The sequence below is a fragment of the Candidatus Moraniibacteriota bacterium genome (assembly GCA_016699875.1).
Classification (GTDB): Bacteria; Patescibacteriota; Minisyncoccia; order Moranbacterales; family UBA1568.
Genome location: CP064989.1, coordinates 789,898 through 814,065, shown reverse-complemented (window position 1 = coordinate 814,065; position 24,168 = coordinate 789,898). Strand labels below are relative to the sequence as shown.

Annotated in this window: 20 protein-coding genes; 2 read left to right on the top strand and 18 right to left on the bottom strand. The window is 49.5% G+C overall.

Translation table 11 applies throughout. From position 1 onward, the window contains the following. Window positions 1-98: 98 nt before the first annotated feature. The 6 genes from IPK84_03910 to lepB form a co-directional block, all read right to left on the bottom strand. Window positions 99-551 (bottom strand): GatB/YqeY domain-containing protein, encoded by a 453-nt coding sequence (locus IPK84_03910; protein QQS15487.1) that lies wholly within the window; start codon window positions 549-551, stop codon window positions 99-101. Between the two features lie 15 nt (window positions 552-566). After that, window positions 567-821 (bottom strand): hypothetical protein, encoded by a 255-nt coding sequence (locus IPK84_03905; GenBank protein QQS15486.1) that lies wholly within the window; start codon window positions 819-821, stop codon window positions 567-569. Window positions 822-970: 149 nt separating this feature from the next. Beyond that, window positions 971-1,318 (bottom strand): histidine triad nucleotide-binding protein, encoded by a 348-nt coding sequence (locus IPK84_03900; GenBank protein QQS15485.1) that lies wholly within the window; start codon window positions 1,316-1,318, stop codon window positions 971-973. Between the two features lie 29 nt (window positions 1,319-1,347). Further along, window positions 1,348-1,884, bottom strand: coding sequence for a hypothetical protein (locus IPK84_03895; protein ID QQS15484.1), 537 nt, complete (start codon window positions 1,882-1,884; stop codon window positions 1,348-1,350). 39 nt (window positions 1,885-1,923) lie between these two features. After that, entirely contained in the window at window positions 1,924-3,324 is a 1,401-nt protein-coding gene (locus IPK84_03890) for a histidine--tRNA ligase (protein QQS15483.1), read from the bottom strand. A 16-nt stretch (window positions 3,325-3,340) separates the two neighbouring features. Continuing rightward, a complete protein-coding gene (gene lepB / locus IPK84_03885) occupies window positions 3,341-3,994 on the bottom strand; it encodes a signal peptidase I (protein ID QQS15482.1) in 654 nt (217 codons plus the stop codon). Between the two features lie 298 nt (window positions 3,995-4,292). Here lepB and IPK84_03880 point away from each other — a divergent pair, with 298 nt between their 5' ends. Together IPK84_03880 and IPK84_03875 are read left to right on the top strand one after the other, a co-directional pair. Beyond that, window positions 4,293-5,858, top strand: a complete 1,566-nt coding sequence (locus IPK84_03880; GenBank protein ID QQS15481.1) for an LCP family protein — start codon at window positions 4,293-4,295, stop codon at window positions 5,856-5,858. A 60-nt stretch (window positions 5,859-5,918) separates the two neighbouring features. Then, on the top strand, window positions 5,919-6,482 hold the full coding sequence (locus IPK84_03875; GenBank protein ID QQS15480.1) for an aminoacyl-tRNA hydrolase: 564 nt from the start codon (window positions 5,919-5,921) through the stop codon (window positions 6,480-6,482). A gap of 333 nt (window positions 6,483-6,815) precedes the next feature. On the opposite strand, the gene IPK84_03870 is transcribed toward IPK84_03875, so the two are convergent. The 12 genes from IPK84_03870 to IPK84_03815 form a co-directional block, all read right to left on the bottom strand. Further along, window positions 6,816-7,484, bottom strand: coding sequence for a 50S ribosomal protein L25 (locus IPK84_03870; protein ID QQS15479.1), 669 nt, complete (start codon window positions 7,482-7,484; stop codon window positions 6,816-6,818). A gap of 94 nt (window positions 7,485-7,578) precedes the next feature. Continuing rightward, window positions 7,579-7,899, bottom strand: a complete 321-nt coding sequence (locus tag IPK84_03865) for a hypothetical protein (protein QQS15478.1) — start codon at window positions 7,897-7,899, stop codon at window positions 7,579-7,581. A gap of 99 nt (window positions 7,900-7,998) precedes the next feature. After that, window positions 7,999-10,050: a DNA topoisomerase (ATP-hydrolyzing) subunit B gene (gene gyrB / locus IPK84_03860; protein ID QQS15477.1), complete on the bottom strand. Its 2,052-nt coding sequence runs from the start codon at window positions 10,048-10,050 to the stop codon at window positions 7,999-8,001. 22 nt (window positions 10,051-10,072) lie between these two features. Continuing rightward, window positions 10,073-10,486: a hypothetical protein gene (locus tag IPK84_03855; GenBank protein QQS15476.1), complete on the bottom strand. Its 414-nt coding sequence runs from the start codon at window positions 10,484-10,486 to the stop codon at window positions 10,073-10,075. Between the two features lie 186 nt (window positions 10,487-10,672). Beyond that, window positions 10,673-11,230: an elongation factor P gene (efp, locus tag IPK84_03850; GenBank protein QQS15475.1), complete on the bottom strand. Its 558-nt coding sequence runs from the start codon at window positions 11,228-11,230 to the stop codon at window positions 10,673-10,675. Window positions 11,231-11,309: 79 nt separating this feature from the next. Further along, a complete protein-coding gene (locus IPK84_03845; protein QQS15474.1) occupies window positions 11,310-11,519 on the bottom strand; it encodes a 30S ribosomal protein S18 in 210 nt (69 codons plus the stop codon). 101 nt (window positions 11,520-11,620) lie between these two features. Then, entirely contained in the window at window positions 11,621-12,112 is a 492-nt protein-coding gene (locus IPK84_03840; protein ID QQS15473.1) for a single-stranded DNA-binding protein, read from the bottom strand. 18 nt (window positions 12,113-12,130) lie between these two features. Then, window positions 12,131-12,622 carry a 30S ribosomal protein S6 gene (locus tag IPK84_03835; protein ID QQS15472.1) on the bottom strand — a complete coding sequence of 164 codons (492 nt, stop codon included), beginning with the start codon at window positions 12,620-12,622 and terminating at the stop codon, window positions 12,131-12,133. Between the two features lie 161 nt (window positions 12,623-12,783). Beyond that, window positions 12,784-13,968 (bottom strand): hypothetical protein, encoded by a 1,185-nt coding sequence (locus IPK84_03830; GenBank protein QQS15471.1) that lies wholly within the window; start codon window positions 13,966-13,968, stop codon window positions 12,784-12,786. Between the two features lie 230 nt (window positions 13,969-14,198). Continuing rightward, on the bottom strand, window positions 14,199-16,715 hold the full coding sequence (locus tag IPK84_03825) for a DNA translocase FtsK (GenBank protein QQS15470.1): 2,517 nt from the start codon (window positions 16,713-16,715) through the stop codon (window positions 14,199-14,201). Window positions 16,716-16,915: 200 nt separating this feature from the next. Further along, window positions 16,916-20,530, bottom strand: a complete 3,615-nt coding sequence (rpoC, locus tag IPK84_03820; GenBank protein ID QQS16260.1) for a DNA-directed RNA polymerase subunit beta' — start codon at window positions 20,528-20,530, stop codon at window positions 16,916-16,918. A 62-nt stretch (window positions 20,531-20,592) separates the two neighbouring features. Then, entirely contained in the window at window positions 20,593-23,904 is a 3,312-nt protein-coding gene (locus IPK84_03815; protein ID QQS16259.1) for a DNA-directed RNA polymerase subunit beta, read from the bottom strand. Window positions 23,905-24,168 lie beyond the last annotated feature (264 nt).

The window sequence follows — 24,168 nt, the reverse complement described above, 5'->3', positions numbered from 1 at the left end:
GCACTTCCTAAAAAAACATCCAGCCAAAAGAAAGAGCGCCGACACAATTGTGCCGACACTCTTCACTGCATTCATATCATTTACCGCTCAAGATCTTCCTAAACCAACAGCTCTTCGACGATGCGGCGAACATCATTGCCCGAAGCATTCGTAAGTGTTTTCACTGCCTGCCCCATAACCTTTCCCATATCTTTCCTTGAAGTCGCCCCGGTCTCTGCAATCGTCTGTTGAATAACTGAGCGCATCGTCTGCTCGTCCGGAGCTGCCGGAAGATACAAGGCAAGGATCGACTTTTCTTTATCTTCTTTCCCAGCAAGTTCACTTCGTCCGCCGGCATGATATTGAGCCGCACTATCCTCACGTTGCTTCACGCTTCGTCGCAAAACGGCGAATACATCCTCGTCAGATAACTCCTGGAGAGACACGCGCTTCTCGAGTGCCGTATTTTTGAGAGCACTTTCAAGAAAGCGGAGCGTATCGCGACGAAACGAATCCCCGGAACGCATCGATTCCTTCATGTCTTCGTGAATTCTCGAGGTTAGCATTGTCATATAAAGAAAGACACATTATCGATTGAGGCGCTTCCGCACTTCGCGGAGCGATTCGTCATCAAATTTACCGAGCTTCTTAAGGCGATCGATTTCTTTGCGAATCTTCACTTTATACAAAGCTTCCTCTCGCCGCTTCACGCGACTTTTCTCTTCAAGTCGAAAACGGTTCTTCCGAACACGCTGAAGCACGCCGCTCTGCTGCACGCGACGAGAAAACCTCCGGATCATACTTTCCGGCGTCTCACGATCTTTCTTGCGAATATGAATCATATCAAAAACCTCCTTCCGTGAAGCCTTCACTCCTGAAGACTCTCGCTACCGACACCCTGATAACAATTGCCACTCAAATCCACAGAGCGCCACGAGCGAAAGTCCAGAGCCAGGATAATCTAAAGAAAACCGTCTCATCACCTCAATCATCAAGCTGGACGAATATCCTCATGGAGACGAGCGCCTCCGATAAGATGCAGATGGATATGCGGTATTTCCTGTCCACCATCCCTCCCCACTCGAAAGAGTAGTTTATACCCTTTTCCGGAAATATTCAAGTCCCTCGCCACATCACGAGCAACCAACACCATCCTGCCGATAAGTAGAGCATCATCCACGAGAACATCATTAATGGATGAGATTTCTCGTTTTGGAATAATCAGAACATGCACTGGCGCAAGCGGATGGATGTCTCGAAACGCCAGAATATCGTCATCTTCGTACAAGATGTCCGACGGAATCTCTTTGTTGATGATTTTCGTAAAAACCGTTGGCATATATCTACATTGAACTCAGAAACAAACACTCAAAATGCAGGCCGGGATGGGAATCGCCGCACAGCAGAGATTGGACGAGATATCGGCGGCGGCGCAGATCGAAACATACCAGACATTGGTTTTACGGAAGATGCGAAAGGTTTTGCTTTCGTATCCGGTACTGCCGACCCCGGCGAGAATCTTTCCGTAAACCTCCGCCCATGCATCGGGCTGTCGATATCATTCTCCTTTCGGTACACATATCGACGAGTTCCTGCGGGAAGAAATTTCTTCGCAATTTTCTGTGCAAGAGGTATCGCTTCCTTGGTCGGATGAATATTTGCCGCTCTGCCGCTCCTGAAGTAACCAAGCACTTCGCGAAGTCCATTACGAGTAAGCCGCCCTCCGGGTGTTCGACTTGCCACTTCCTTCATCTTGTCATAGAAGACCTTCTTCTCATCTCCCTTGTCCAAAATATCAGCAACATCCTTGTCTGCCAGGAGATCTTTCATCACCTTGCTATATTTGAAGTTCCCATACTTCAGCTCCCTCGCGGTAAAGATAGTGTCACTCGAGAAAAACCCCATAGGTAAGTTTGCGCAAATAAATGAAAAACCGTTGGGATATCACTTCCCATTTCCATTATGACTCGTCTGCACATTACTCTTGAGAATCTTCTTGATAGTGCCCACCAACCTGTCCTGCCGAACCATCTCCTGCGTTCCACTTACCATGTCTTTCACGATAGCCGTACCGTCAAGAGCTTCCTTCTGTCCGATAATTACAGTAACTTCAGCGGCAACTCGATTGGCAGCACGAAGTTGCGCTTTGAGATTTCCCCGACCAAAGCTCTCCGCAACTAGAATGTCGTTTTTCTGCAAATCGGAAAAGACGCGGAGACTCTTTTTCTTTGCACAATCACCGAGCTGCGCCAAGAACACCTTGGGTCGCAACTCGCGATAGGGTTTTCCGCCCAAACGAACCATCTCGAGAACGAGTCGATCCATACCAAGTGCAAAACCGATAGCTGGCGTTTGTTCGCCACCAAGCGACTTAATCAATCCGTCATATCGACCGCCACCACCCAAAGACGCTTTCTTGCCGCTTCGATCCGTACTCGTGGAATAAATTTCAAACACCGTCTTCGTGTAATAGTCGAGTCCGCGCACCAATCTCGGATTCACAACATACGGAAGCGCAAGCTCATCCAGGTACTCCAAGAGGAGCTTGAAATGTTCTCGGGAGTCAGTGTCGAGATAGTCCGCTGACTGCGGAGCATTTGCCGTTACTTGCACACACTTATCCTCCTTGCAATCGAGGACCCGAAGCGGATTCGTAAGAAGGCGATCTTTACAGTTCTGACACAGTTTGTGCCGTTGAGATTCAAGGTATCGCACAAGAATCTTGCGATACTCTTTTCGTCCCTCAGGAGTCCCAATGCTATTCACCTGAAACTCAATATTTTTGAGCCCGAGCTGAGTCAGGATTCGAGAGGCAATCTGGAACACCTGAGCATCGAGGATCGGATCAGCTTCACCGAAAATATCAAAATTTGCCTGCCAGTGTTCACGATAGCGTCCCTCTTGCGGTCGATCATAGCGGAAAAGCGGTCCGGTTGAAAAGAGTTTTACCGGCTTTGGCAATGACTGCATGCCGTGTTCAATATAAGCACGAGCGATACTTGCCGTGAATTCAGGACGGAGCGCTGCCTTATCACCACCCCGCGTCTCAAAAAGATAGATTTCTTTGTCAACGATATCCGTGCCAGTGCCCACTGAACGGATAAACAGGTTGGCATATTCCGCAACCGGCGTATCAATCCGATGAAAGCCAAATTCTTGACAGGCGCTTGATAGGAGTCTGCGAATTCGCTCCCAGTATGGCTGCTCATCCGGAAGAATATCCCGCATACCACGAAGCGTCTGCAGAAGCAACGGTTCTTTCTGATCTTTCATTGTTCCCGACTTCTTTTCCGTAGACAACTTTTTCTTTGAAGACTCTTTCGAGAGAGATCCGGCAGATGACATAGGAGAGAGAAATTGTTTAGAAGAGTGTAAAACGATCAAATGGCCAAGCCCGTAGCATCACCTTGCCAGTAATACGATCTTTCGAGACAGGTCCAAATGCGCGAGAGTCTTTGCTTGCCGTCCGGTTGTCTCCCAGAAGAAAATACTCGTCATTCTTCAGTGTTACCACTCGATCCCCGGTTGTTTCCACTGTTGGAGAAAGATACATCTGTTCATTGAGCACAAATCCTCCCGGAGTCTGAGCATTCTTCACTATGATATGGGAATTATTTATCTCAATTGTCTCGCCCGGAAGACCAACAACACGCTTGATAAAAAACTGTCCAGCAATGCCTGGCGGACGAAACACAACAGGATCGCCACGATGCAATTCCTTGAAGGGCGTGACATCAAATAGAGCGATACCGCCAAATCCGACAACTGTCTCCTTATAGCCGAATTCCCCGACAACCAAATACTCCCCATCATGGAAATTCGGTTCCATGCTTGCTCCCTGCACAAAGAACGGCTGGAAGAAGAACACTCGGACAGGTATAATAATGACCAGTGCGAGAATGACAATTTTTGCAATCTCCAACAAGAAGCGACCGACACCATATACCTCCTCCTCATCAAATGTTTCTTGATGCATATCGGGATTCTGTGGCTGACCTCCTTCAATATAATTCATACACACCCTCTCGATAACTTAAGAGAAATACACACCTTGGACCCCCTCAAGCATGCACTTGTACTCGCGTTAGGAAACCGAGAATTCAAGCATTGTTTGTTTCAAAATACCACTGCGATCCTCAAGCGCATAGACCAACTTTCACAGAATATCATGCGCATTCGACGCTTGGCAAGACAACCTTAATATTGAAACATCCATGGACAGTCTTCGAAGAAAACCATTCCGAATAAAGACGGGTGCGCCAACCACACCCTTTGCGCAGGCATCCCCTTTGAGCCGTCCCCATACGACATCCATGCCTATCTTCGGTCAGCAGCAAGACACTTTTGAACGATTACAACAACATCCTCAGCACCACCGGAAGTTTCTGCGGATCTTCCTCTGGACACTCCCATTGCTTTTACTGGTTACGCTCTCGCTTTTGACATACTTTTCTTGGAAGATCGGCAGCGCAACAAGAGCTATGAGTATCGACCCTCAAGAAGATACCGCCCTCTCCGATACGTTACATGGCGCAACATCGCTCCTTACGCCAATCCTTCATCGCGAAAGAAGCCTTCTTCCCGGAGAGTCAGAAGGACGCACGAATATTCTCCTTCTTGGAAAAGCGAATGAAAAAACCGCCGGACAAAATCTTACCGACACGATCATGGTTGCGAGTTTCGATTTTTCGCGCAAGAAAATCGCACTCCTCTCCCTTCCGCGCGATCTTTACGTGGAAATACCCGACACGAAAACATTTACCAAACTAAATGCGCTCTACCAAATCGATCGAGCGAACAATGAAAGCGCAGATACTATCAAGCAAGCTGTTTCAACAATAACCGGACTTCCCATACACGCATTTGCCACACTCGACTATGACGGATTTATCAATATTATCGATCGCGTTGGCGGCATCAGCATCTATGTCGAACGTGATCTCTTCGACTCGCGCTTTCCCGGACCAAATTACAGTTATGAAACATTCTCCGTCAAGAAAGGGTGGCAGGACCTCGACGGCGCAACTACACTCAAATATGTCCGCGAACGACACGGCGATCCGGAAGGAGACTTCGGACGCGCCAAACGCCAGCAAGCTGTTCTTGCGGCTCTCAAGAAAAAGGCGTTCTCTCTCCAAATATTCCTCAATCCACTCGCAATCTCCGGCGTTATCGATACACTTGGAAATCACATCAAAACCGACCTTTCTCTCGCTAACATAGAGAGTCTCATCGGGCTCGCCGACGAGTTCGACACTACCAATATCTCCACCGCCGTCATTGACGCATGGAAAAAAGATAGCCTCCTGCGTGTTTCGCATGTTCCCGTTGGCTCGGTTTCTATGTTTATCCTCGTGCCTCGAACTGGCGATTGGGTTGAAACACGCGAGCTCGCACAGAATATCTTCGATCTCGACCAATTAAGATCTCGCCAAGAATCGATCGACACGGAAAATGCTCGCATCACCCTCGTTAACAATTCGGACAATCCTTCGCTCGGAGCAAGAGTCATGCAATTTCTTACCGAGAATCTCCACATGAAACAAGTTCGCATCGCTCCGAAAGTTCAATCAACCGAATATTCGATGTCCGAAAACAATACGCTTGATACAAGCCGCATCTTCCGCCGGGCAAGCACCGAAGCCGTCTATACCACCAATGAAATAGCCATGAAACTCTCGCTCCAAACCGGGAGCCAAGACGATACTATTCATGACATATTCAAAGAATACGATCAGAGTGATATCGTTGTTTTCCTTGGAAACGATCTTGCCAAACGACTCTCATTCAAAGAAGATACTATTGATGATCTGCAGAGTTCCGAGAAAGATCTTGAATATCAGAAACAACTTGATGCCGCCCTTGCATCGGAGAGATAGCACAGTCAATCATGCATTCTTTTCCCAAGCAACACCTTTGACCGTTCACATACCAACCATATGTACCTCATTATCGGACTCGGAAACCCTGGAGAAAAATACCAAGACACACGGCACAATGTCGGATTCTCCTGTATCGAATACATTCGCAAACATTGGGATTTCCCCGCCTTCCGCAACAGCTCGTCATTTCGAGCGGAATATGCCGAAGGTCGACTTGGAACCGAAAAGGTGGCACTTGCCCGCCCAAAGACGTTTATGAATCGATCCGGCGATGCGGTACGAAATATTTCCCAATTCTATAAAATCGATCCGAGCGACATTGCCGTCATTCACGATGACTTGGATATCCTCTTAGGAGAGGTTCGTGAATCATTCAGTTCCCGGTCTGCCGGACACAACGGCGTTGAAGATATCATCGAGGTACTTCGTACCAAAGACTTCCTCCGCTTCCGCATCGGCATCAAGCAGCCATTATCAAATAATACGGCGCATCCCTACAAAAATACGGCAACATTTGTCCTCGAGCCGTTCTCTGCCGACGAGCTCGCGAAAATAGAACAAACTTTCCCCATTGTCACAGAAAGGCTCCGCACCCTCATAGAGAACAAGCACTCGGAATGATATATACACCCGCCGTAAAACAAAACAGCCCCGCATCCTCTCTAAATGAGAAGCGGGGCTGTTTCGTATTGGCGCACAGGGTTCCGTCCGCAGCCGCTCCATGTATCCGAAGACACGGGAGACGTAACCTCCGAGGACCTAAGGAGGGATAGTCCTCGAATGGTACTGCGGGCGGAGCCTCGTACGCCAACAAAGAAAAGCGGGTGGAAAGGTTCAAGAAATATTTTGCCGCCACTGAAAGCAGTTCCTTCCTGACATTCAAAACTAGCAAAAAAATAGAAGTCTGTCAAGAAGAAAGTCCCTCTAGTGTCAATTAATACGGACAAAAATCATCTACTCTGACTTTTTCTCGGCACTCGGAGCGCCTTCTGTTTTTACCACACCTTCCACTTTATTCACATCAGCCTCCACTTTTGTGTCCAGAGATGCCATCTCTTCATCTGTTCTTGGACGTTCCACAAGCGCAACAACCGCTTCTGCATCGCTTAACATTTCCACCCCGTCAGGAACAGCAATATCCGAGACATGAATCTGATCGTCGAAAGTAGCCAGAGCTGCAATATCAACAAGGAACTCGTGAGGGATATTCCCGGGAAGGCACGACACTTCCACTTCATCAAGCGCTTTTACAAGCACCCCTCCCGACCCGCGGACAGCCAAAGATTCCCCGGTAAATACCAACGGAACCGTTGCCTCCACTTTCTCATTCATGCGCACTCGATAAAAATCGACATGCAGAAATTTCCCAGACAAAGGGTCGGTCTGTACATCATAGATCAGCGTATTAATCGGCTTTCCCTTTGGGAGGATAAGCTCTACCAGTGTGTTCTCGCCAGCTTCTTTATATGCTCGAGAAAATTCAAGAGCGGATACGGTCACCATCTGCGATGTATCCCCGTGCCCGTACAATACTGCCGGAATTCGACCACTCTTTCGAATACTTGAAAGTGTTGACCCCGTCTTCATTCGTTCTTCAACCGAAAGTTGTATTGATGCGCTCATAAGTACGTTTCAAAAAGACGACTGCTAAAAAAGAAAGCGGGAGAATTCCCCGGGAAGTCACCATCGCGAGCATCGACTTCGCACCACTGAACTCTTATAGAATATCGCTCAAATGCCCCGACCGATCTTTCAGAAAGATGTAAGCGTCGAGCACCTGATCAGTCGAGACAATTTCTCGACCAAAATGCCTCTTGGACTCCTCGCCGCCAAGATCTGTCAGGATGCCCACACTGGCAATTCCCCACTGATTCATCGACACAAACAAGATGCTCGACACACCACATGACGGACATGAGATATGCATTGTCGAACGAGTCTCATTCTCGGCAAGAGGCGTCACAACGGCGGAGGTGTACTTCTTATTGCACACCGGACACTTTGCCAGCGACTTCAGATTTCCGATTGACCCATTCATATGTCGAGTATACGGGAAAAGAACCGCTCAAGCAAAGGATTCCTTCGCTCGAAAAATCGTAGCATAAACAGAGGGAGGAAGTCAAGAAGCACATCCCATCTACACGTCCAGGTTTTTCACACTTTTTGCGTGTGTCTGAATGAAGCGGCGGCGAGGTTCAACTTCGTTACCCATGAGAATATCGAAGATTCTATCTGCTTCTTCGGCATCATCGAGAGAGACGCGAAGCATCTGCCGATTCTCCGGATTCATAGTCGTTTCCCAGAGCTGCTCGGGATTCATTTCTCCCAAACCTTTATAGCGTTGAATATTCACTCCATGAATCGTCTCAGATCCATCTGTTGATGAAGATGTGCCGCTCTCGACGTTTTCTGAACCGGATTCTTTGCTTCCCGAAGACTTCGATTTCTCTGCTTTTGCAGCAGCATCTTTTGTCATACTTGACAACATACGATCCTTTTCCTCGTCCGTAAAAACATATTCTATCCGCTTCCCTTTCTGAAGCCGATAGAGCGGCGGCTGAGCGATATATACATATCCCTCCTTCACCATATCTTCGAAATATCGATAGAAAAATGTGAGAAGAAGCGTGCGGATATGCGAACCATCCACATCAGCATCCGCCATGATGATGATTTTGTGATAGCGAAGCTTCGCCAAGGTAAGACTCTCACCGATACCGGCGCCAAGCGCAATAATGATTGGCTTTAGCGTATCCGACTTCACCACCTTGTCAAGACTGGTTTTCTCAACATTGACGAGCTTCCCCCGCAGCGGAAGAATCGCCTGGAACATTCTATCTCGACCCTGCTTGGCACTTCCACCAGCAGAATCTCCCTCAACAATATACAGCTCCGACTTCGAAGCATCGCGACTCGTACAGTCAGCAAGCTTCCCGGGGAGCGTCATGCCATCGAGCGCCCCCTTTCGAAGCACAGCATCTTTCGCAGCACGAGCCGCAATACGCGCCCGAGCTGTCAGAAGACATTTCTCAAGAATCGCCTTCCCGTCGTCGGGATGAGTCTCAAGAAACTCCGCAAGTCCCGCCGAAACCACGCCCGACACAATGCCGCGCACCTCAGCGTTTCCCAGTTTCGCCTTTGTCTGTCCCTCGAATTGCGGCTCCGGAAGCTTCACGGAAATCACTGCTGTAAGCCCCTCGAACACATCTTCCGAAGAAAGCGACCCGTCTTTTTCCTTGAGAATTCCTCGCTTCTTCGCATAGTCATTGAGTGAACGAGTCAGGGCGCTGCGAAAGCCGGTCACATGCATTCCACCCTCGGGATTGAGAATATTGTTTGCAAAGGAAAAGAGATGCTCTTTGAACGTATCGACATACTGAAGCGACACCTCAACATAGGTATCGCCAACGGTCTTCTCAATGGAAACCGGCGTCGCATTCTTTATCTCCTTGCCACGATTAAGAAATTTTACAAAGGAGATAATGCCCGAATCAAAAACAAATGAGTATTGTTTGATCTTGTATGCTTCATGAACACCTGATGCATCACGCTCATCAGACACGCTGATACGAATCCCCTTGGTTAAATATGCCTGATAGCGAAGATAGTCTAAGATTTTGCTCCAACTATATCGAACCTCTGAGAAAATTTGACTGTCCGCCTTAAAAGAGATCGTTGTTCCGGTCCGCTTCGACGGTCCGATCGGCCGAACATCGCCTCGAGGCTTTCCTCGATCGTACTCCTGCAACCATACCTTGCCTTCTCGATGCACTTCGACACGTGTCCATTCTGAGAGCGCATTCACCACGGAAACACCCACGCCATGCAACCCTCCGGAGATTTTGTACCCGCCACCGCCAAATTTTCCTCCGGCATGCAGCACCGTAAGCACGGTTTCAAGCGTGGACTTCTTCGTTTGCGGATGAACTTCCACAGGAATGCCGCGCCCATTGTCCGTCACTTCAACAACCTCGCCCGGCAAGAGCCGTACAACAATATGATTGCCGAATCCCGCCATTGCCTCATCGATGGAGTTATTTACCACTTCCCAGATGAGATGATGGAGTCCTTCGAGAGACGTGCCGCCAATATACATGCCCGGACGCTTCCGCACCGGGTCAAGTCCTTCGAGAACCTGAATGGAAGCGGCGCCGTATTCGTTCTTGTTTTTTGATTCGGTTGGAGACATAGCAGTAAGCAAAACTGAAAAATCAATGACTTCCCCGAGCAGGTACCGATTCAATACCTTTCACTCTAAATTTTCGCAAAAAGAAAAGCTCTACTAAGAAAAGAAATCCGAAAAAAAGCGCAGCATCCCACCAAGCGAGCCATCCGGATCGAGCTAAAAATAATACTCCCACGCAAAAGAGAGCGAGAAATACTCCCTGACGGACACTGGTGCCGATGCGCGCCACGGCATATTCAATCCCAAAAAACATTCGCCGCGCCATGAGAACCAGCAGAGAGCATGAACCCGTAAGCACAAGAAGAAGCGTGAAGATAAAAGCGGTCCATTCGAATCCGGTTGCATCCTCCGGATTCACAAAGAAAAGCACTGCTCCCCACGCAAAAGCTGAGAGTACCGTACTCAAAACCAGTCCCCACAAAACAAGCGCCCACCTCATAACACCTGCCATCAAAAAAACAAAGGAACTCTTCCCTTCTCCACTCCCTATTATAGCCAAAACTCTGTTTTTTCGCAAACAGAAAGAGAAGCCAGGCAAATCAGACGCCAAACCTCCTCCTCAAAGATAATTTTGGAACAACTCCGGAAATTTTTAAAATGAACTCGCAATACAGAACCCGCGCCCCTACGCGCGAGACACGTATGTCCCCTTCTCAGTATTTACAATAATCCGATCGCCCTCCTTCACAAAGAGTGGCGTTGTCACCTCAAGTCCGGTCTCGAGTTTGACCAGCTTGTCACCGGAAGATACGCTATCACCCTTGATTCCCGGTGGCGCATCAACCACGGTAAGCGTTACTTTGGGCGGAAGTTCGATAGTCAGTGGCATCCCTTCAAACTGCAGGAGTATCACCTCAGTTCCCTCGACAAGATAGCGCTCCGCGCCGGCAAGTGTCTCGGCCGACAAAGAAACTTGGTCATACGACTCCATATCCATAAAGGCATAGGAATGTCCTTCTTGATACAAATACTGCGCCTTTGATTTCGTTACATCTGCCTCATCTGCTTTGTCCGATCCCTGAAAGGTTCGCTCCAAGACTGCGCCTGTCCGAAGATTCTTCAATCGAGTCCTCAGTACCGCTCCAGCACGTCCTGTTTTGGAATGCTCATGATAAAGCACTGCGTACGGATCACCCTCTAGTACAATTTTCTTTCCTGTTTTAATATCACTGATATTCAACATAATTCACCGCTCACAATAAATACACCCTGAGCAAACAGAAAGTAAAAAGAATTCCCACAGGTCAGCCCCCATCTCTGCCCTACTGAATAACATACGGGACAAGCGCCATATACCGAGCGCGCTTAATCGCAACAGAAAGATGACGCTGTTCTTTTACTGTTAATCCGAATTTCTTCGGAGGGTAAATCTTTCCCTGCGAATTGAGAAATTTTCGAAGAAAATACGCGTCTTTGTAGTCGAGTGATTCCAACTTCTTGCGCATTGCTTGTTCTTGTTCGCTGGTTTGCATAATACAAAATGTTACCGGAATAAATTCAATCGCACTACTATTTCTGTTGTGCAGTCAAAACTTGGAAACCAAAGAAAAATATGGGTACTGTAAACAAGTTCTCAGAACGGGACATCCTCAATCTTAATTTCTTCCTTTTCATCATCAAGATTAATCGTCGGGATATCATCATCAGCAGACACCGGCGTTGACCTTGATTGGCCATGATTCGCAGGTTGCGATGCATGAGCTGAATCAGACCGAGATGAGCTACTGCCCTGCCCCATCGGGCGACTTCCAAGTTGCATATTTTCCGCCACAATTTCTGTCACACGACGCTCAACGCCATCTTTCCCTGTATAACTCCTCGTCTGGAGCCTCCCTTCGAAATATGCCTCCTGTCCTTTCGTAAGGTATTGCGCAGCCACTTCCGCTGTCCGACCCCACAGGATAATCGTATGAAATTCCGTTTTTTCTTGTTTCTGACCGCTTTTGTCACTCCAACGATGACTCGTCGCCAGACCAATCGTGGCAACGGTCTGTCCGTTTGGCGTTGTCCGCGTTTCAGGATCACGTGTCAGCCTCCCAACCAGAATCACTTTGTTTACATTCATATGCGAGAGGAAAATAAATTAGATATCCAAAACCTCGCCAAGTTTTTTATCTATTTCCGTATCGGAAATAACTGATTTTGCTTGCTCCGGATCGGGCACGACCGGCGCCACTCCTCCCTGGAGGGAACGCTGGCGAGCAAATGCCGAGCGTCCCTGAGGCTTCCGTCTTGCATCCGGAACACGTCTCACTCGTTCCTGAGAATCTTCAAGTGTTGGCAATCCCTCAGCGCGAACAACCATGAACCTCACAATGTCTTTGTTGAACGAAATTGCTTTTGTAACCTCCGCAGGAATATCTCCCGCGCCCTCTTTCACTGTGAAACGCTTCGCAACATAGACCCCGCGAGACTCACCCTTGATTGAATATTCCATCCGACGCTCATCAACAAACTCCCCCGGTTGCACTTCTCCTCCCGATGCAGCGATTGTTTCCTCGATGCCCTTCTTAATCATCTCAAGCTGCGACTTCTTCGATTCCCCTACCAAATACAGAATTTCGTACTCCATCATATATGCACATTAAAAACAAAAGCCCGCAACGCAAAAAGACGCCACGGACTCTCTTCGAGCCTCGAACCTTGCCCGTATCCCCGCGGCACAATACCGTATCGGGGCGGAGCAAGAATGGCCTTTTTGGTTGTCCTCCCAACGTACCACATCCAGTATTCTTGTCAATATGACACCGTATCTGATGGGAAAGGTACGGGATATACTGTGTTTTTCTTCAGAACAACCGCCTCAGATTTGCAATTTCTTCCCGCCGAGTGAGCATTCCACTTAGAAGAAGGTTGGGAAGAATACATACCGCCGCCAGACTGCAACTGGATATTCTCGCTCGAATCCAAAGCAAATACCGCACACAATTCAAACTCTGCCTCACTCCCATCTTGGAGCGACAGAAAATCTTTGATGGGGCGATATTCATACGGAGCTTCTGTTTCGGGATCCTGCAAGGAGAGACAGTATCCAAACTGACTTGACCGATCCAGATCCGAAAGCGTGCCCGGCAAACGAGAGAACTCTTGCGCATAGCCGCTGATGCATCCCGCAAGCGTCACCAAATTACTGGCGCGCCGAACATCAAATGTCCGCATTCTCTCTGTGGCCGGAGACCCCACTGCCAGAAATCCCAGCACAATACCAAGCATTGCCACACTCACAAGCCCCCAACCAAATGACTGGAATGTCTTCCGGGGGACATCTTTCTTGTATTGAACCTTCCTTCTCTCGAGAAAATAAAAACCAAAGACCATACCGGAAATTCCCAGAATCACCAAAGCTTTCAGGAAAAATCGAGCGCTGATTTCACCCTGAAGAAATGTAAAGAGAATAGCAATAAAATCACCGACAATAGTGATAGCAGCGATAAGAAGCACGAGATATGTCACCCATTTCGTAAGACGGGATTCTGCCCGGGCATCATCTTCGCGAAAACGGCGAAACCACAGGCGAAGCGCGAAAAGATAGAGCGGCATCCCCACTATAAGAGCAGCGGTCGAATAGTGCACTGTGTCCGATGAAACAGCCGATCCAAGCGCTCCGTTTACCAAACGGTCGGGAAAATACTTATCGATTATCTCAAAGAACAGGGAACCGATTGCTGACAGAATAATACCAAGCAAAATAAACGCAAAGAACCCAATCATCACATCTGCCGTCGATGCTTTTCTCATAGCAAGCGATTTTCCATCCCCTTCCGGAACCGGCACGCCGGACGCAACCAATGCGCGGGCATAGGCCATGCTCACATCGTCTTCCGACCACCCAACAGCAAGCAATGCCTCTTGAATATCTGCCTTTTTCGCACCAGCCCGCACCTGACCCTCAATATACGATATAAGCGTTTCATTTTCCATATAACACATTGAAATAACATGACTACCCGCATTCTACCTCTTTCTCATCGTATACACCATGAAGGATAGGCCGATTGTTTAGGAAAATAAAAGGAACAGAAAATTGCAAGCGCTCCCAGCTCCACAAGAGCACCTCTCGCAGATATCATTCTCCCAGAACTCAAGATCGGGCCACCGCAACACCATACAGCAGCACTATCAATTGAAATATTCCAAAGAAGAATCCGTCATCACATCTGCCACTTGTCTTCCTGAGTATCTTCTGGGGAAGATGCCCCTTGTTCATCCGCTACATCGGCAATACCAGCTGAATTCTCCGGAGAAGACGCTTTGGCTGGAGAAATGCCATTGAGCGCAATAATTTCCCGGGGCTTGGAACCATCCTTTGGACCGATAACCCTGTTCTTCTCGAGACAATCGATAATCTTCGCTGCGCGGGAATATCCAAGTCCCATACGCCGCTGAAGGAATGAGGTGGATGCTTGGCGGAATTCAAGCACTACGCGACGAGCTTCTTCATATCGAGGATCCTGATCCTCTTCCAGATTCTCTTCATCATCAAGTGAGAATACAATGCTATCAGAGAACCTCTCGGGATGCGCAGGCGATTCCGGATCGGGTCCAACCGGAGCCGCCTCCAGATCGCCATTCGACCGAGGAAGTGGCGGCAAAGCGAATTCCCGCTCGCGTATGGGGGATCCGGTTGATATTTCCCCATCGATCGATTCTTCAAAACCGGCAGCGCGTTTCTGATCCCGGATAAACTCCACCACATTGTGCACTTCATCTTCGGACACAAACGGCCCCTGAATTCGCCGCGGCTGAGGGTAGCCAGCCGTCGTAAAAAGCATATCTCCCTGTCCGATAAGTTTTTCAGCACCACCCTGGTCGAGAATCGTACGAGAGTCGATCTGTGTCGCCACCTGGAAAGCAATACGCGTCACAATATTCGCCTTGATGAGTCCTGTGATAACTTCAACGCTCGGCCGCTGTGTCGCAAGAATCAAATGAATGCCAACTGCTCGAGCCATCTGCGCCAAACGCACAATCACGCCCTCCACCTCACGCCCATGCGACATCATGAGATCTGCCATCTCGTCAATCACGATGATAATATAGGGGAGCTTCGGCAAATCTTCTTCCCGCTGTCCGCCTCCGGGCAACGATACCGTTCGCTTTTCACCACGAGCAGAACGTACATGATAGGATTCGATATCTCGAGAACCGACTTGTTCCAAAAGCTTGTACCGACGATCCATTTCTCCCACCATAGAACGAAGCGCGTTCACCACTTTCTTCGGCTCAACAATCACGTCAGTAATGAGATGTGGAATACCATTGTAAAGTGAAAGCTCCACACGTTTCGGATCGATCAGGATAAGACGAAGATCGTCAGGCGCATTCTGATAGAGAAGCGACAGGAGAATCGCATTAATAAACACGCTTTTCCCGCTCCGAGTTGTTCCCGCGACGAGCAGGTGTGGCATTTTCCCGATATCAGCAACAGCATAGTCTCCATGCACGTCCTTTCCGAGTGCAACCGTCAACGGAGAATTCCGCTTCAAGAACGCCGAGCTCTCCAGAATATTCCGCAATCTAACCACTGCCTGCACTTGGTTCGGCACCTCAATGCCAATAAGAGCCTTCCCGGGAATCGGCGCCTGAATGCGAATGGAGGGCGCCTCCATAGCAAGCGCCAGATTATCCGACAGCGTTGTGATGCGAGAAAGTTTCACACCGCCCGCAGGACTAAACATGTATTGCGTCACCGTCGGTCCAACCATTGTTGCATGATGCACGACTGGGATGCCGAAATTTTCAAGCGTCTGCCGAATAATTTCCGCGCGCGATTCCGTATCACCGCCAAATCCCTCTTCGCTTGAAGCATCCAAAAGGTCCGGCGTCGGCAACTGCCAAAACGTTCGCTTTCTCGATGACCGGCGAGGTTCCACTGAGAACGGCTTTCGCTCGCCGGAAAGAAAGTATGCCGGAACCGATGCAAGATCCGAACCTTTTCTCATGTCAGCTGATGCTGTTCCTGACTGCTTCTCATTCTCCTCTTGCGGAAAATGGATATGTTTTATATTCTCTTGTTCTAATTTTTCTTTCTCGATAACCACCGGGTCAACGGTTGCCGGCGCCTCCGTCCCGACCTGAATTTCAGAGATTGGCTCATCCGGAGAACCTGATTCGGCTACAGTTCCTTCTCCGTCTTTCTCGAAATCAGGTCGGTTCGCATCCCGACGCTTCGCCCACTCGCCAAACGAATCCGAAAATTGAAGCAGTGAAAAATTAAACGCCGCAATAGTGCCTACCAAGAAAATCGCTACAAACAAAATCGTTCCCCCGACCGTTCCGGCAAGTTTTTCAAAAAGCATTGCCAGCCAAAACCCGATATACCCCCCGCCCCGACCCTCCAGAGCCAGCTGCTCCAAATCGCCACTTTGAAACGAATGCAAAAGCCCGAGAAAACTTAGGAATGCCACCGTGAGTCCTCCCAATTTCACAACATCTGACCACGAGCTTGTTCGACGACGAAAGAGAAAGACGCCCGCAAGAAACAGTAGAAATGGAAAGACCCACTTTCCCCACCCCAGACCGAGCCCCGCCATACGATCGAAGAACAATCCAAGCATCCCCGCACTCTTGAAAAACCCAAGCGCGAAAAGAATGCCCGCTGTAAAAAGAAGAATAGCAACAATGCTTCGCTTCACATCATGATGAAGGATGCCCGGAGATTCATTCATCTCCGTTTCCTCTTCGGGATCCTGAGAGATGTCTTTTGTTTTCTTTTTCCTTCCCATAATGGGGATATTATACCAAATACCTTACAGAAAAGAAAAAATACGACCTGCGCCGAGAGACATACCTACCCACAAAAAATGAAAACGATCCCAACTTGGGATCGTTTTCATTGTGTATATTCTCTCTTTGATTCTTCCCCTCACTATTTCACAGAAGAATCCGCTTCCGGAGATAGTGAAGAAGCTGTCGCCATCTGGCGATCCAGAAATCCTGTTCCCGCAGGAATCAACCGACCGATAATCACATTCTCCTTCAAACCACGGAGTTTGTCGGCACGACCAGTCACCGCCGCATTGATCAACACGCGAGCCGTCTCCTGAAAAGATGCGGAAGATAAGAATGATTCCGTCGAGAGAGCCACTTTGGTGATACCGAGGAGGAGTTGTTCCCCGACAGCCGGTTTCCCGCCAAGTGTTACTGCTTCCTCATTTGCCTCTTCGAATTGGTCTTTCTCGACAATGTCTCCCGGCAAAAGATCGGCATCTCCGGAATCCAGAATACGGACACGAGAAAGCATCTGACGAATGATGACCTCGATATGTTTGTCGTTTATGCCCTCGCCTTGCGAAGCATAGATCTCTTGAATTTCCCGAAGAATATAGCGGTGCAATGCCTCGCGACCCATCACTTCGAAAAGCTTACGAAGATCAAGGCTCCCCTCGATAAGCGCCTGCCCCTTTGCAATGAGGTCTCCCTTCTCAACGCGAATACCGCTTCCGTTCGGCACAAGATACTCTTTCATCTCGCCATCAGTTGTTTCCACTTTAATAGACGTGGTCTTGGAACTTTCACTCAAGATAGAGATGACTTTCCCATCTACTTCAGAAATCACCGCCTCACCCTTCGGCTGGCGAGCTTCGAAGATTTCCTGAACACGCGGGAGTCCTTGCGTAATGTCCGACCCGGCAACACCTCCGATGTGGAAGGTCCGCATCGTAAGCTGCGTTCCCGGCTCACCGATAGCCTGTGCCGCGACGATACCAACCGCCTGCCCCTCTTGCACCAGAGATGCTCGTCCCAAGTCAACGCCGTAACATTTCTGACAGACACCTCGACGTGTCCGGCACGTCACCACGCTGCGAATATGCACTTTCGGAATCTCGCGACGCTCAATCTCTTGAGCCTGCATTTTGGTAATGAGTTCGCCCTTTTTCACAAGAATCTTCCCGGTTTCCGTTTTGATTTGCTCGAGAGACACGCGACCCTCGACTCGAGAAGCAAAAGAAACACCCACGCTATCGCTATCTTCACGATACAGCGTCGCACCTTCGGTGTCGCCGCAGTCTGCCTCGCGAACGATAACGTCTTGCGACACATCAACCAATCGGCGAGTCAAATAGCCAGCGGTCGCCGTGCGAAGCGCGATATCCGCCATACCCTTTCTTGCGCCGTGTGTTGAAATAAAGTATTCCAACACATTGAATCCTTCTTTAAAGGAGCTCTTTACCGGAAGTTCAAGCGTCTCACCGGTCGGACCCGCCATAAGTCCCTTCATACCGGTCATCTGCACAACGACAGATTCGGTACCACGAGCCTTCGAGTAAATCATGGAATAGACCGGTCCGTCTTTGTCGATCGACTCCCGAACCAACTCGGTAATCGTATTCTTCGTCGCATTCCAGATTTCAATCACTCGATTCCGACGCTCTTCATTGGTGAGCAATCCCATCTGATACTGCTCTTTCACTTCGGCAATCTGTCGCTCTGCCGCTTCGATCGTCGATTTCTTCTCAGCTGGCACTACGAGATCATCCATTCCCCAGCTAATACCGGAATGCGACACAGCCTTGAAACCAAGATCTTTGACGCGATCCGCAAAGAGCGCCGCCTGCTCGCTTCCTTCGGTTGCCAATATTTGAGCTACCAAACCCTTCAAATCCTTTTTGGTCATTTCCGCATTTACAAAGCGAAGCGACTCCGGCAAAATGTCGTTCAAAAGAATCCGCCCGATAGACGTATCGATAACCTCATCGTTGAACAAAAGTTTCACCCTCGCATTCGCATCTGCCAATCCTGAGTTGTAGAGATAAACACCCTCCTTCATGGAGCTCAGTATTTTCCCCTCTCCCTTCGCGCCTTTCTTGATGTGTGTCAGATAATAAATTCCAAGCACCATATCAAGCGACGGAGTCACAACCGGTTCGCCAGATGCCGGCTTCAGAAGATTCTTCGACGACAGCATGAGGTTGGCACTCTCCGCACGCGCTTCATCGGTCAACGGAACATGAACCGCCATCTGATCACCATCGAAGTCCGCATTGAACGCCGAGCACACCAGAGGATGCAAGCGAATCGCCTTCCCCTCGATCAAAACCGGCTGGAACGCTTGAATCGACAAGCGGTGAAGCGTTGGGGCGCGATTCAAAAGCACATAGTGATGCTCGATGATCTCGTCCAAAATTTCGTAGGCTTCTTCCGTCTCCGCATCCACCATTCGCCCTGCCGTGCGGACATTGTGCGCATACTCCTTCTCGATCATCTTGTGAATGATGAAGGGCTTGAAGAGTTCGAGTGCCATTTTCTTCGGCAATCCCGCTTGATGCAGCTTCAGCTGCGGACCAACGACAATAACCGACCGACCGGAATAGTCAACGCGCTTTCCCAAGAGATTCTGTCGGAACCGACCTTGCTTTCCTTTGAGCGCATCGGCAAGTGATCGAAGCGGGCGACGCTGCCCCGTAGAGGCTGCCGTCGACGCCTGGCCGCGCCGGGCACTGTTGTCAAAGAGCGCATCCACCGCCTCCTGAAGCATACGCTTCTCATTGCGCGTAATTACCTCTGGCGCATTGATCGAAAGGAGTCTCCGGAGACGATTGTTTCGATTGATAATACGACGATAGAGATCATTCAGATCGGATGTTGCGAAACGTCCACCGTCGAGCGCCACCATCGGGCGAAGATCCGGAGGAATAACCGGGATCATCGTTGGCAACATCCACTCAAGTTTCAGTTCCGATTTCTTGAACCCTTGAAAGAGCTTGAGTCGCTGAAGCGTCTTCTTCTCATCGTTCATACCGTTCGCCTCGAGTTCTTCTCTGAGGCGTTCGATTGTTTGATCAATATCAAGATTCTCCAGAACTTTGCGAATTGCCTCAGCGCCGATACCGGCTGTAAACATCTGTCCAAAACGCGTCGAGAGATTGAAATATTCCACTTCGGACAACACGCGGAAGAGTTCGATTCCCTTAATATCGTCTTTTGCTGTCCGGTATTGATCTTTCAGCGCATTGAGACTCTCTTCGAGATGCTTTGTTGTTCCAGACTCTTCTTTCACGTCGCCTTGTTTCGATTTGTACTCGCGCTCAAGCTGATTAATCGCTTGCTCTCGAGCTTCCTCGTTGACCGACGTGACAATATAAGACGAGAAATACACAACCTTCTCCACCTCCTGCGGAGAAAGGCCCAGTGCCAGACCGATCTTTGATGGCACGCCGCGCAAGAACCAGATATGCGAAACAGGCGCTGCCAGCTTGATATGACCCATCCGCTCGCGACGCACCACCGACCGTGTCACCTCAACACCGCACTTGTCACACACGATACCCTTGTAACGCACGCGCTTGTACTTGCCGCAATAGCACTCCCAATCTTTCGACGGACCAAATATCTTTTCGCAGAAAAGTCCGTCGAGTTCATATCGCTGAGTTCGATAATTGATCGTTTCGGGCTTTGTCACTTCTCCGCTCGACCACTCGAGCATCTGTTCCGGAGAAGCAAGCGTGAGCCGCACACTCTCGAAGTCGCTTACCTTAGTAATGCCAGTTTCTTCCATCATAGTGTTGGAAAATTAGAGTTGAAGAATACGAAGTGTGTATTGTTTTATGAATGATCATCCTCTTCGGAGGCGACCGGTGTCGCGCCCACCAAATCAACATTGAGACACAGACCCTTCAATTCATTCACCAACACATGGAATGACGCCGGAATATTCGGACTCTTAATCGGCTCTCCCTTGATAATAGACTCGTACGCCTTCGATCGACCAAGCACATCATCGGACTTGATGGTCAGCATTTCCTGCAGCGTATGCGCGGCTCCATATCCTTCGAGCGCCCACACTTCCATCTCTCCAAACCGCTGCCCGCCAAACTGCGCCTTGCCGCCCAAAGGCTGCTGCGTAATAAGTGAGTACGGTCCAATGGAACGCATGTGGAGCTTGTCATCAATCAAGTGATTGAGCTTCATCACATACATAACGCCGACAGTTGATTCATTGTCAAAGTATTCCCCCGACTTTCCGTCACGAAGTCGGACCTTTCCGTTTTCGGGGAGTCCGGCTTTGTGGAGCTCGGCCTTGATATCCGCTTCAGTCGCGCCATCGAGCGCCGGCGTCGCCACTGTATAACCAAGCTTCTTTGCCGCCCATCCGAGATGTGTTTCAAGAATCTGCCCGATGTTCATACGACTCGCTACGCCGAGCGGATTCAAGATCATGTCAACCGGCGTACCATCTTCGAGATACGGCATATCTTCGATCGGCGCAATGCGAGAAACCACGCCTTTGTTTCCATGGCGGCCGGCAAACTTATCCCCTACCGAAACCTTTCGAAGCTGCGCCACCGAAACCTGCACCTGCTGAAACACGCCCATGGAGAGCTTGTCGCCCTGTTCTCGAGAAAATATCTTCACATCCACTACCTTTCCGCGCTCACCGTGTGGAAGGTACAGCGACGAATCTTTCACATCGCGCGACTTCTCACCAAAGATAACGCGAAGCAATCGTTCTTCCGCCGTGAGGTCACCCTCCCCCTTCGGGGAGATTTTCCCAACCAGGATGTCACCGGAAGACACCTCGGCACCGATACGGATAATTCCCTGTTCATCCAAGTTCTTCAGACGATCTTCACCGATATTCGGGATATCGCGCGTCACTACCTCGGGACCAAGCTTCGTGTCGCGCACATCAAGAGAAAAGTCTTCGATATGAATAGAGCTGTAGCGATCCTCATGCAGCAATCGCTCCGACATGATGATGGCGTCCTCAAAGTTGTAGCCCTGCCACGGAACAAATGCGACAACCACGTTCTGCCCGAGCGCCAACTCGCCGCGATCCGTCGAGGCACCGTCCGCAATGAGATCACCTTTCTTGAGCAGTTGCCCTTTCGCGACACGCGGCACTTGGTTCATGCTCGTGAAATTGTTTGACTTGGCAAAACTCTTGAGCGCGTATACATAATCAAAATGAGCCTTCTTCGAACCGATCGGCGCCGATTCCCTTACCACCACATGACTCGCATCCACCTCGATTACTTCGCCATCTTGCCGAGCAAGAATCACCTGTCCGGAATCAGCCGCCGCCTTATCCTCAATACCCGTCCCCACGAGCGGCGCGTCAGGAACCACGCAAGACACCGCCTGGCGCTGCATATTCGAACCCATGAGCGCGCGGTTTGCATCGTCATGTTCCAAAAATGGAATGAGCGAGGTTGCCACGGAAATGCACTGCTTCACAGAAACATCCACATAGTCTACGCGCTCCGCCTCAATCATCTCCGGATGACCATTCACACGAGCTTCAACAAGCGGCTCCAGAATATTGTTCTTCTCGTCAGTTTCGATACCGGCATGTGCGATAATTTTTCGATCTTCGACAATAGCATTGAGATAATCGATAGCGAGAGTAATGAACGGTTTTACTCGAACCGTGCCACCCTTTCGCTCCCTTGCGATTTTCCCGGCAAGTGATTCGTCGATCAATGTACCGACTTCATTGCCGGCAATTGGCTCGTTCAGAATCCTTCCTACCAATTCCTGAGCATCTTCAACAGCGATATCTTTCTGGACGCGCAAGTAGGGAGTCTCGAGAAATCCGTATTCATTGACGCGCGCATAGGTCGCCATATGTCCAACCAAGCCGATATTCGGTCCTTCCGGCGTCTCCACCGGACAAATACGCCCATAGTGCGATGAGTGCACATCGCGCACTTCGAAACTCGCTCGCTCACGCGTAAGTCCGCCCGGCCCCATTGCCGAGAGACGGCGCTTGTGTTCAAGCTCTGCCAGCGGATTCACCTGATCCATAAACTGCGAAAGCTGCGAACTCGAGAAAAATTCTTTCACCGCTGCCGCGACCGGTCTCGGGTTGATGAGCTGTCCCGGAATCACCGTCTCAACATCACAAGTACTCATGCGATCCTTGATATTTCGCACCATGCGATAGAGCCCTACGCGTAGCTTGTTCTGAATAAGCTCACCCACGGCGCGCACGCGGCGATTGCCCAGATGATCGATATCATCCGGTCTCGCCTCCGGATCGTTGTTAAGCCTGATGATTTCGCGGATAATAAGCACCAAGTCATCGACATTCAGCACGCGATTTGCCTCGAGGTCTTCACGGTTCGTTTCGAGCCGCTGATTGAGGCGATACCGCCCAACACTTCCAAAATCGTAGCGCTCGTAATTGAAAAACATCGAGTCAATCATCTGCTTCGCATTTTCTTCGGTCGCCAAGTCACCCGGACGAAGTCGCTTATAGACTTCCTTGTATCCTTCACCCTGGGTGCGAGTCGGATCCTTCGAGAGAGTTTCCTCGATATAGCGCACCTCCCCCGTATCCGTATCGGCAAACAAACCTCGGAGCGTCTCGTCATTGCCGCAGCCAAACGCCTTCAAGAGCGCCGTCACCGGCACCTTCCGCTTCCGATCTATCTTCGCAGAGATCACTCCGTCGAGATCGGTCTCGAGCTCAAGCCACGCGCCACGATTCGGAATGATTTTTGCACCGAAAAGCTTCTTACCTTTCTGATAGTTCATGGTGAAGAACGCTCCCGGAGAACGAATCAACTGACTCACAACGACGCGCTCAACACCGTTTATAATAAATGTCCCCCGATCGGTCATGATCGGAAATTCGCCAAGATAAATCTCCTGATCTTTCACTTCTCCCGTTTTCTTGAAAGTAAGCGTCGCCTTGGCGCGAAGCGGCGCCTCATAGGAAATGTTCTTTGCTTTGGCGGTCACTTCATCGTATTTCGGCTCGTCAAGATAGTAGTCACCCAAGCGAAGCTCCAGATCTTTATTGGTAAAATCACGGATAGGATTCACTTCTTCGAGCAATTCTTTGAAACCCTTCTCCCAAAACCACATGTACGAACTTGTAAGCACGTCGATAAGGTTCGGAAGCGACACCATAATGCGCCGCTTGAAGAATTTTCGCGTCGAAAGGGACGATCCCGAACGAAACGAATCGCGAATCTTCAGTACCTTCTCTTCTTTTCTGACCGCTTCTTTTTTGGGCATAGAAAGACGCTCATCCCTTCTCCCGCCTCTCGGAGAACAAAAAACGCTCCCGAAAGACGGCAGGAGATGAGAAATTAGATTCGCTTACAATGAATTGTTATATCTCCGAGACAGAAGCGTTGACATTCGCTTGAAAAAGACCCTTTCGTACACTTC

Excerpts from the sequence above, each read along its gene's own strand:
- IPK84_03875 (QQS15480.1), top strand. The coding sequence starts at position 5,919 with ATGTACCTCATTATCGGACTCGGAAACCCTGGAGAAAAATACCAAGAC.
- lepB (QQS15482.1), bottom strand. The coding sequence starts at position 3,994 with ATGAATTATATTGAAGGAGGTCAGCCACAGAATCCCGATATGCATCAA.
- IPK84_03825 (QQS15470.1), bottom strand. The coding sequence starts at position 16,715 with ATGAATGAATCTCCGGGCATCCTTCATCATGATGTGAAGCGAAGCATT.
- IPK84_03845 (QQS15474.1), bottom strand. The coding sequence starts at position 11,519 with ATGCAAACCAGCGAACAAGAACAAGCAATGCGCAAGAAGTTGGAATCA.
- IPK84_03910 (QQS15487.1), bottom strand. The coding sequence starts at position 551 with ATGACAATGCTAACCTCGAGAATTCACGAAGACATGAAGGAATCGATG.
- IPK84_03815 (QQS16259.1), bottom strand. The coding sequence starts at position 23,904 with ATGGTGTCGCTTCCGAACCTTATCGACGTGCTTACAAGTTCGTACATG.
- IPK84_03830 (QQS15471.1), bottom strand. The coding sequence starts at position 13,968 with ATGGAAAATGAAACGCTTATATCGTATATTGAGGGTCAGGTGCGGGCT.
- IPK84_03895 (QQS15484.1), bottom strand. The coding sequence starts at position 1,884 with ATGGGGTTTTTCTCGAGTGACACTATCTTTACCGCGAGGGAGCTGAAG.
- IPK84_03890 (QQS15483.1), bottom strand. The coding sequence starts at position 3,324 with ATGTCATCTGCCGGATCTCTCTCGAAAGAGTCTTCAAAGAAAAAGTTG.
- IPK84_03870 (QQS15479.1), bottom strand. The coding sequence starts at position 7,484 with ATGAGCGCATCAATACAACTTTCGGTTGAAGAACGAATGAAGACGGGG.
- IPK84_03880 (QQS15481.1), top strand. The coding sequence starts at position 4,293 with ATGCCTATCTTCGGTCAGCAGCAAGACACTTTTGAACGATTACAACAA.
- IPK84_03905 (QQS15486.1), bottom strand. The coding sequence starts at position 821 with ATGATTCATATTCGCAAGAAAGATCGTGAGACGCCGGAAAGTATGATC.
- IPK84_03835 (QQS15472.1), bottom strand. The coding sequence starts at position 12,622 with ATGATGGAGTACGAAATTCTGTATTTGGTAGGGGAATCGAAGAAGTCG.
- IPK84_03840 (QQS15473.1), bottom strand. The coding sequence starts at position 12,112 with ATGAATGTAAACAAAGTGATTCTGGTTGGGAGGCTGACACGTGATCCT.
- IPK84_03855 (QQS15476.1), bottom strand. The coding sequence starts at position 10,486 with ATGAGGTGGGCGCTTGTTTTGTGGGGACTGGTTTTGAGTACGGTACTC.
- efp (QQS15475.1), bottom strand. The coding sequence starts at position 11,230 with ATGTTGAATATCAGTGATATTAAAACAGGAAAGAAAATTGTACTAGAG.
- IPK84_03865 (QQS15478.1), bottom strand. The coding sequence starts at position 7,899 with ATGAATGGGTCAATCGGAAATCTGAAGTCGCTGGCAAAGTGTCCGGTG.
- gyrB (QQS15477.1), bottom strand. The coding sequence starts at position 10,050 with ATGTCTCCAACCGAATCAAAAAACAAGAACGAATACGGCGCCGCTTCC.
- IPK84_03900 (QQS15485.1), bottom strand. The coding sequence starts at position 1,318 with ATGCCAACGGTTTTTACGAAAATCATCAACAAAGAGATTCCGTCGGAC.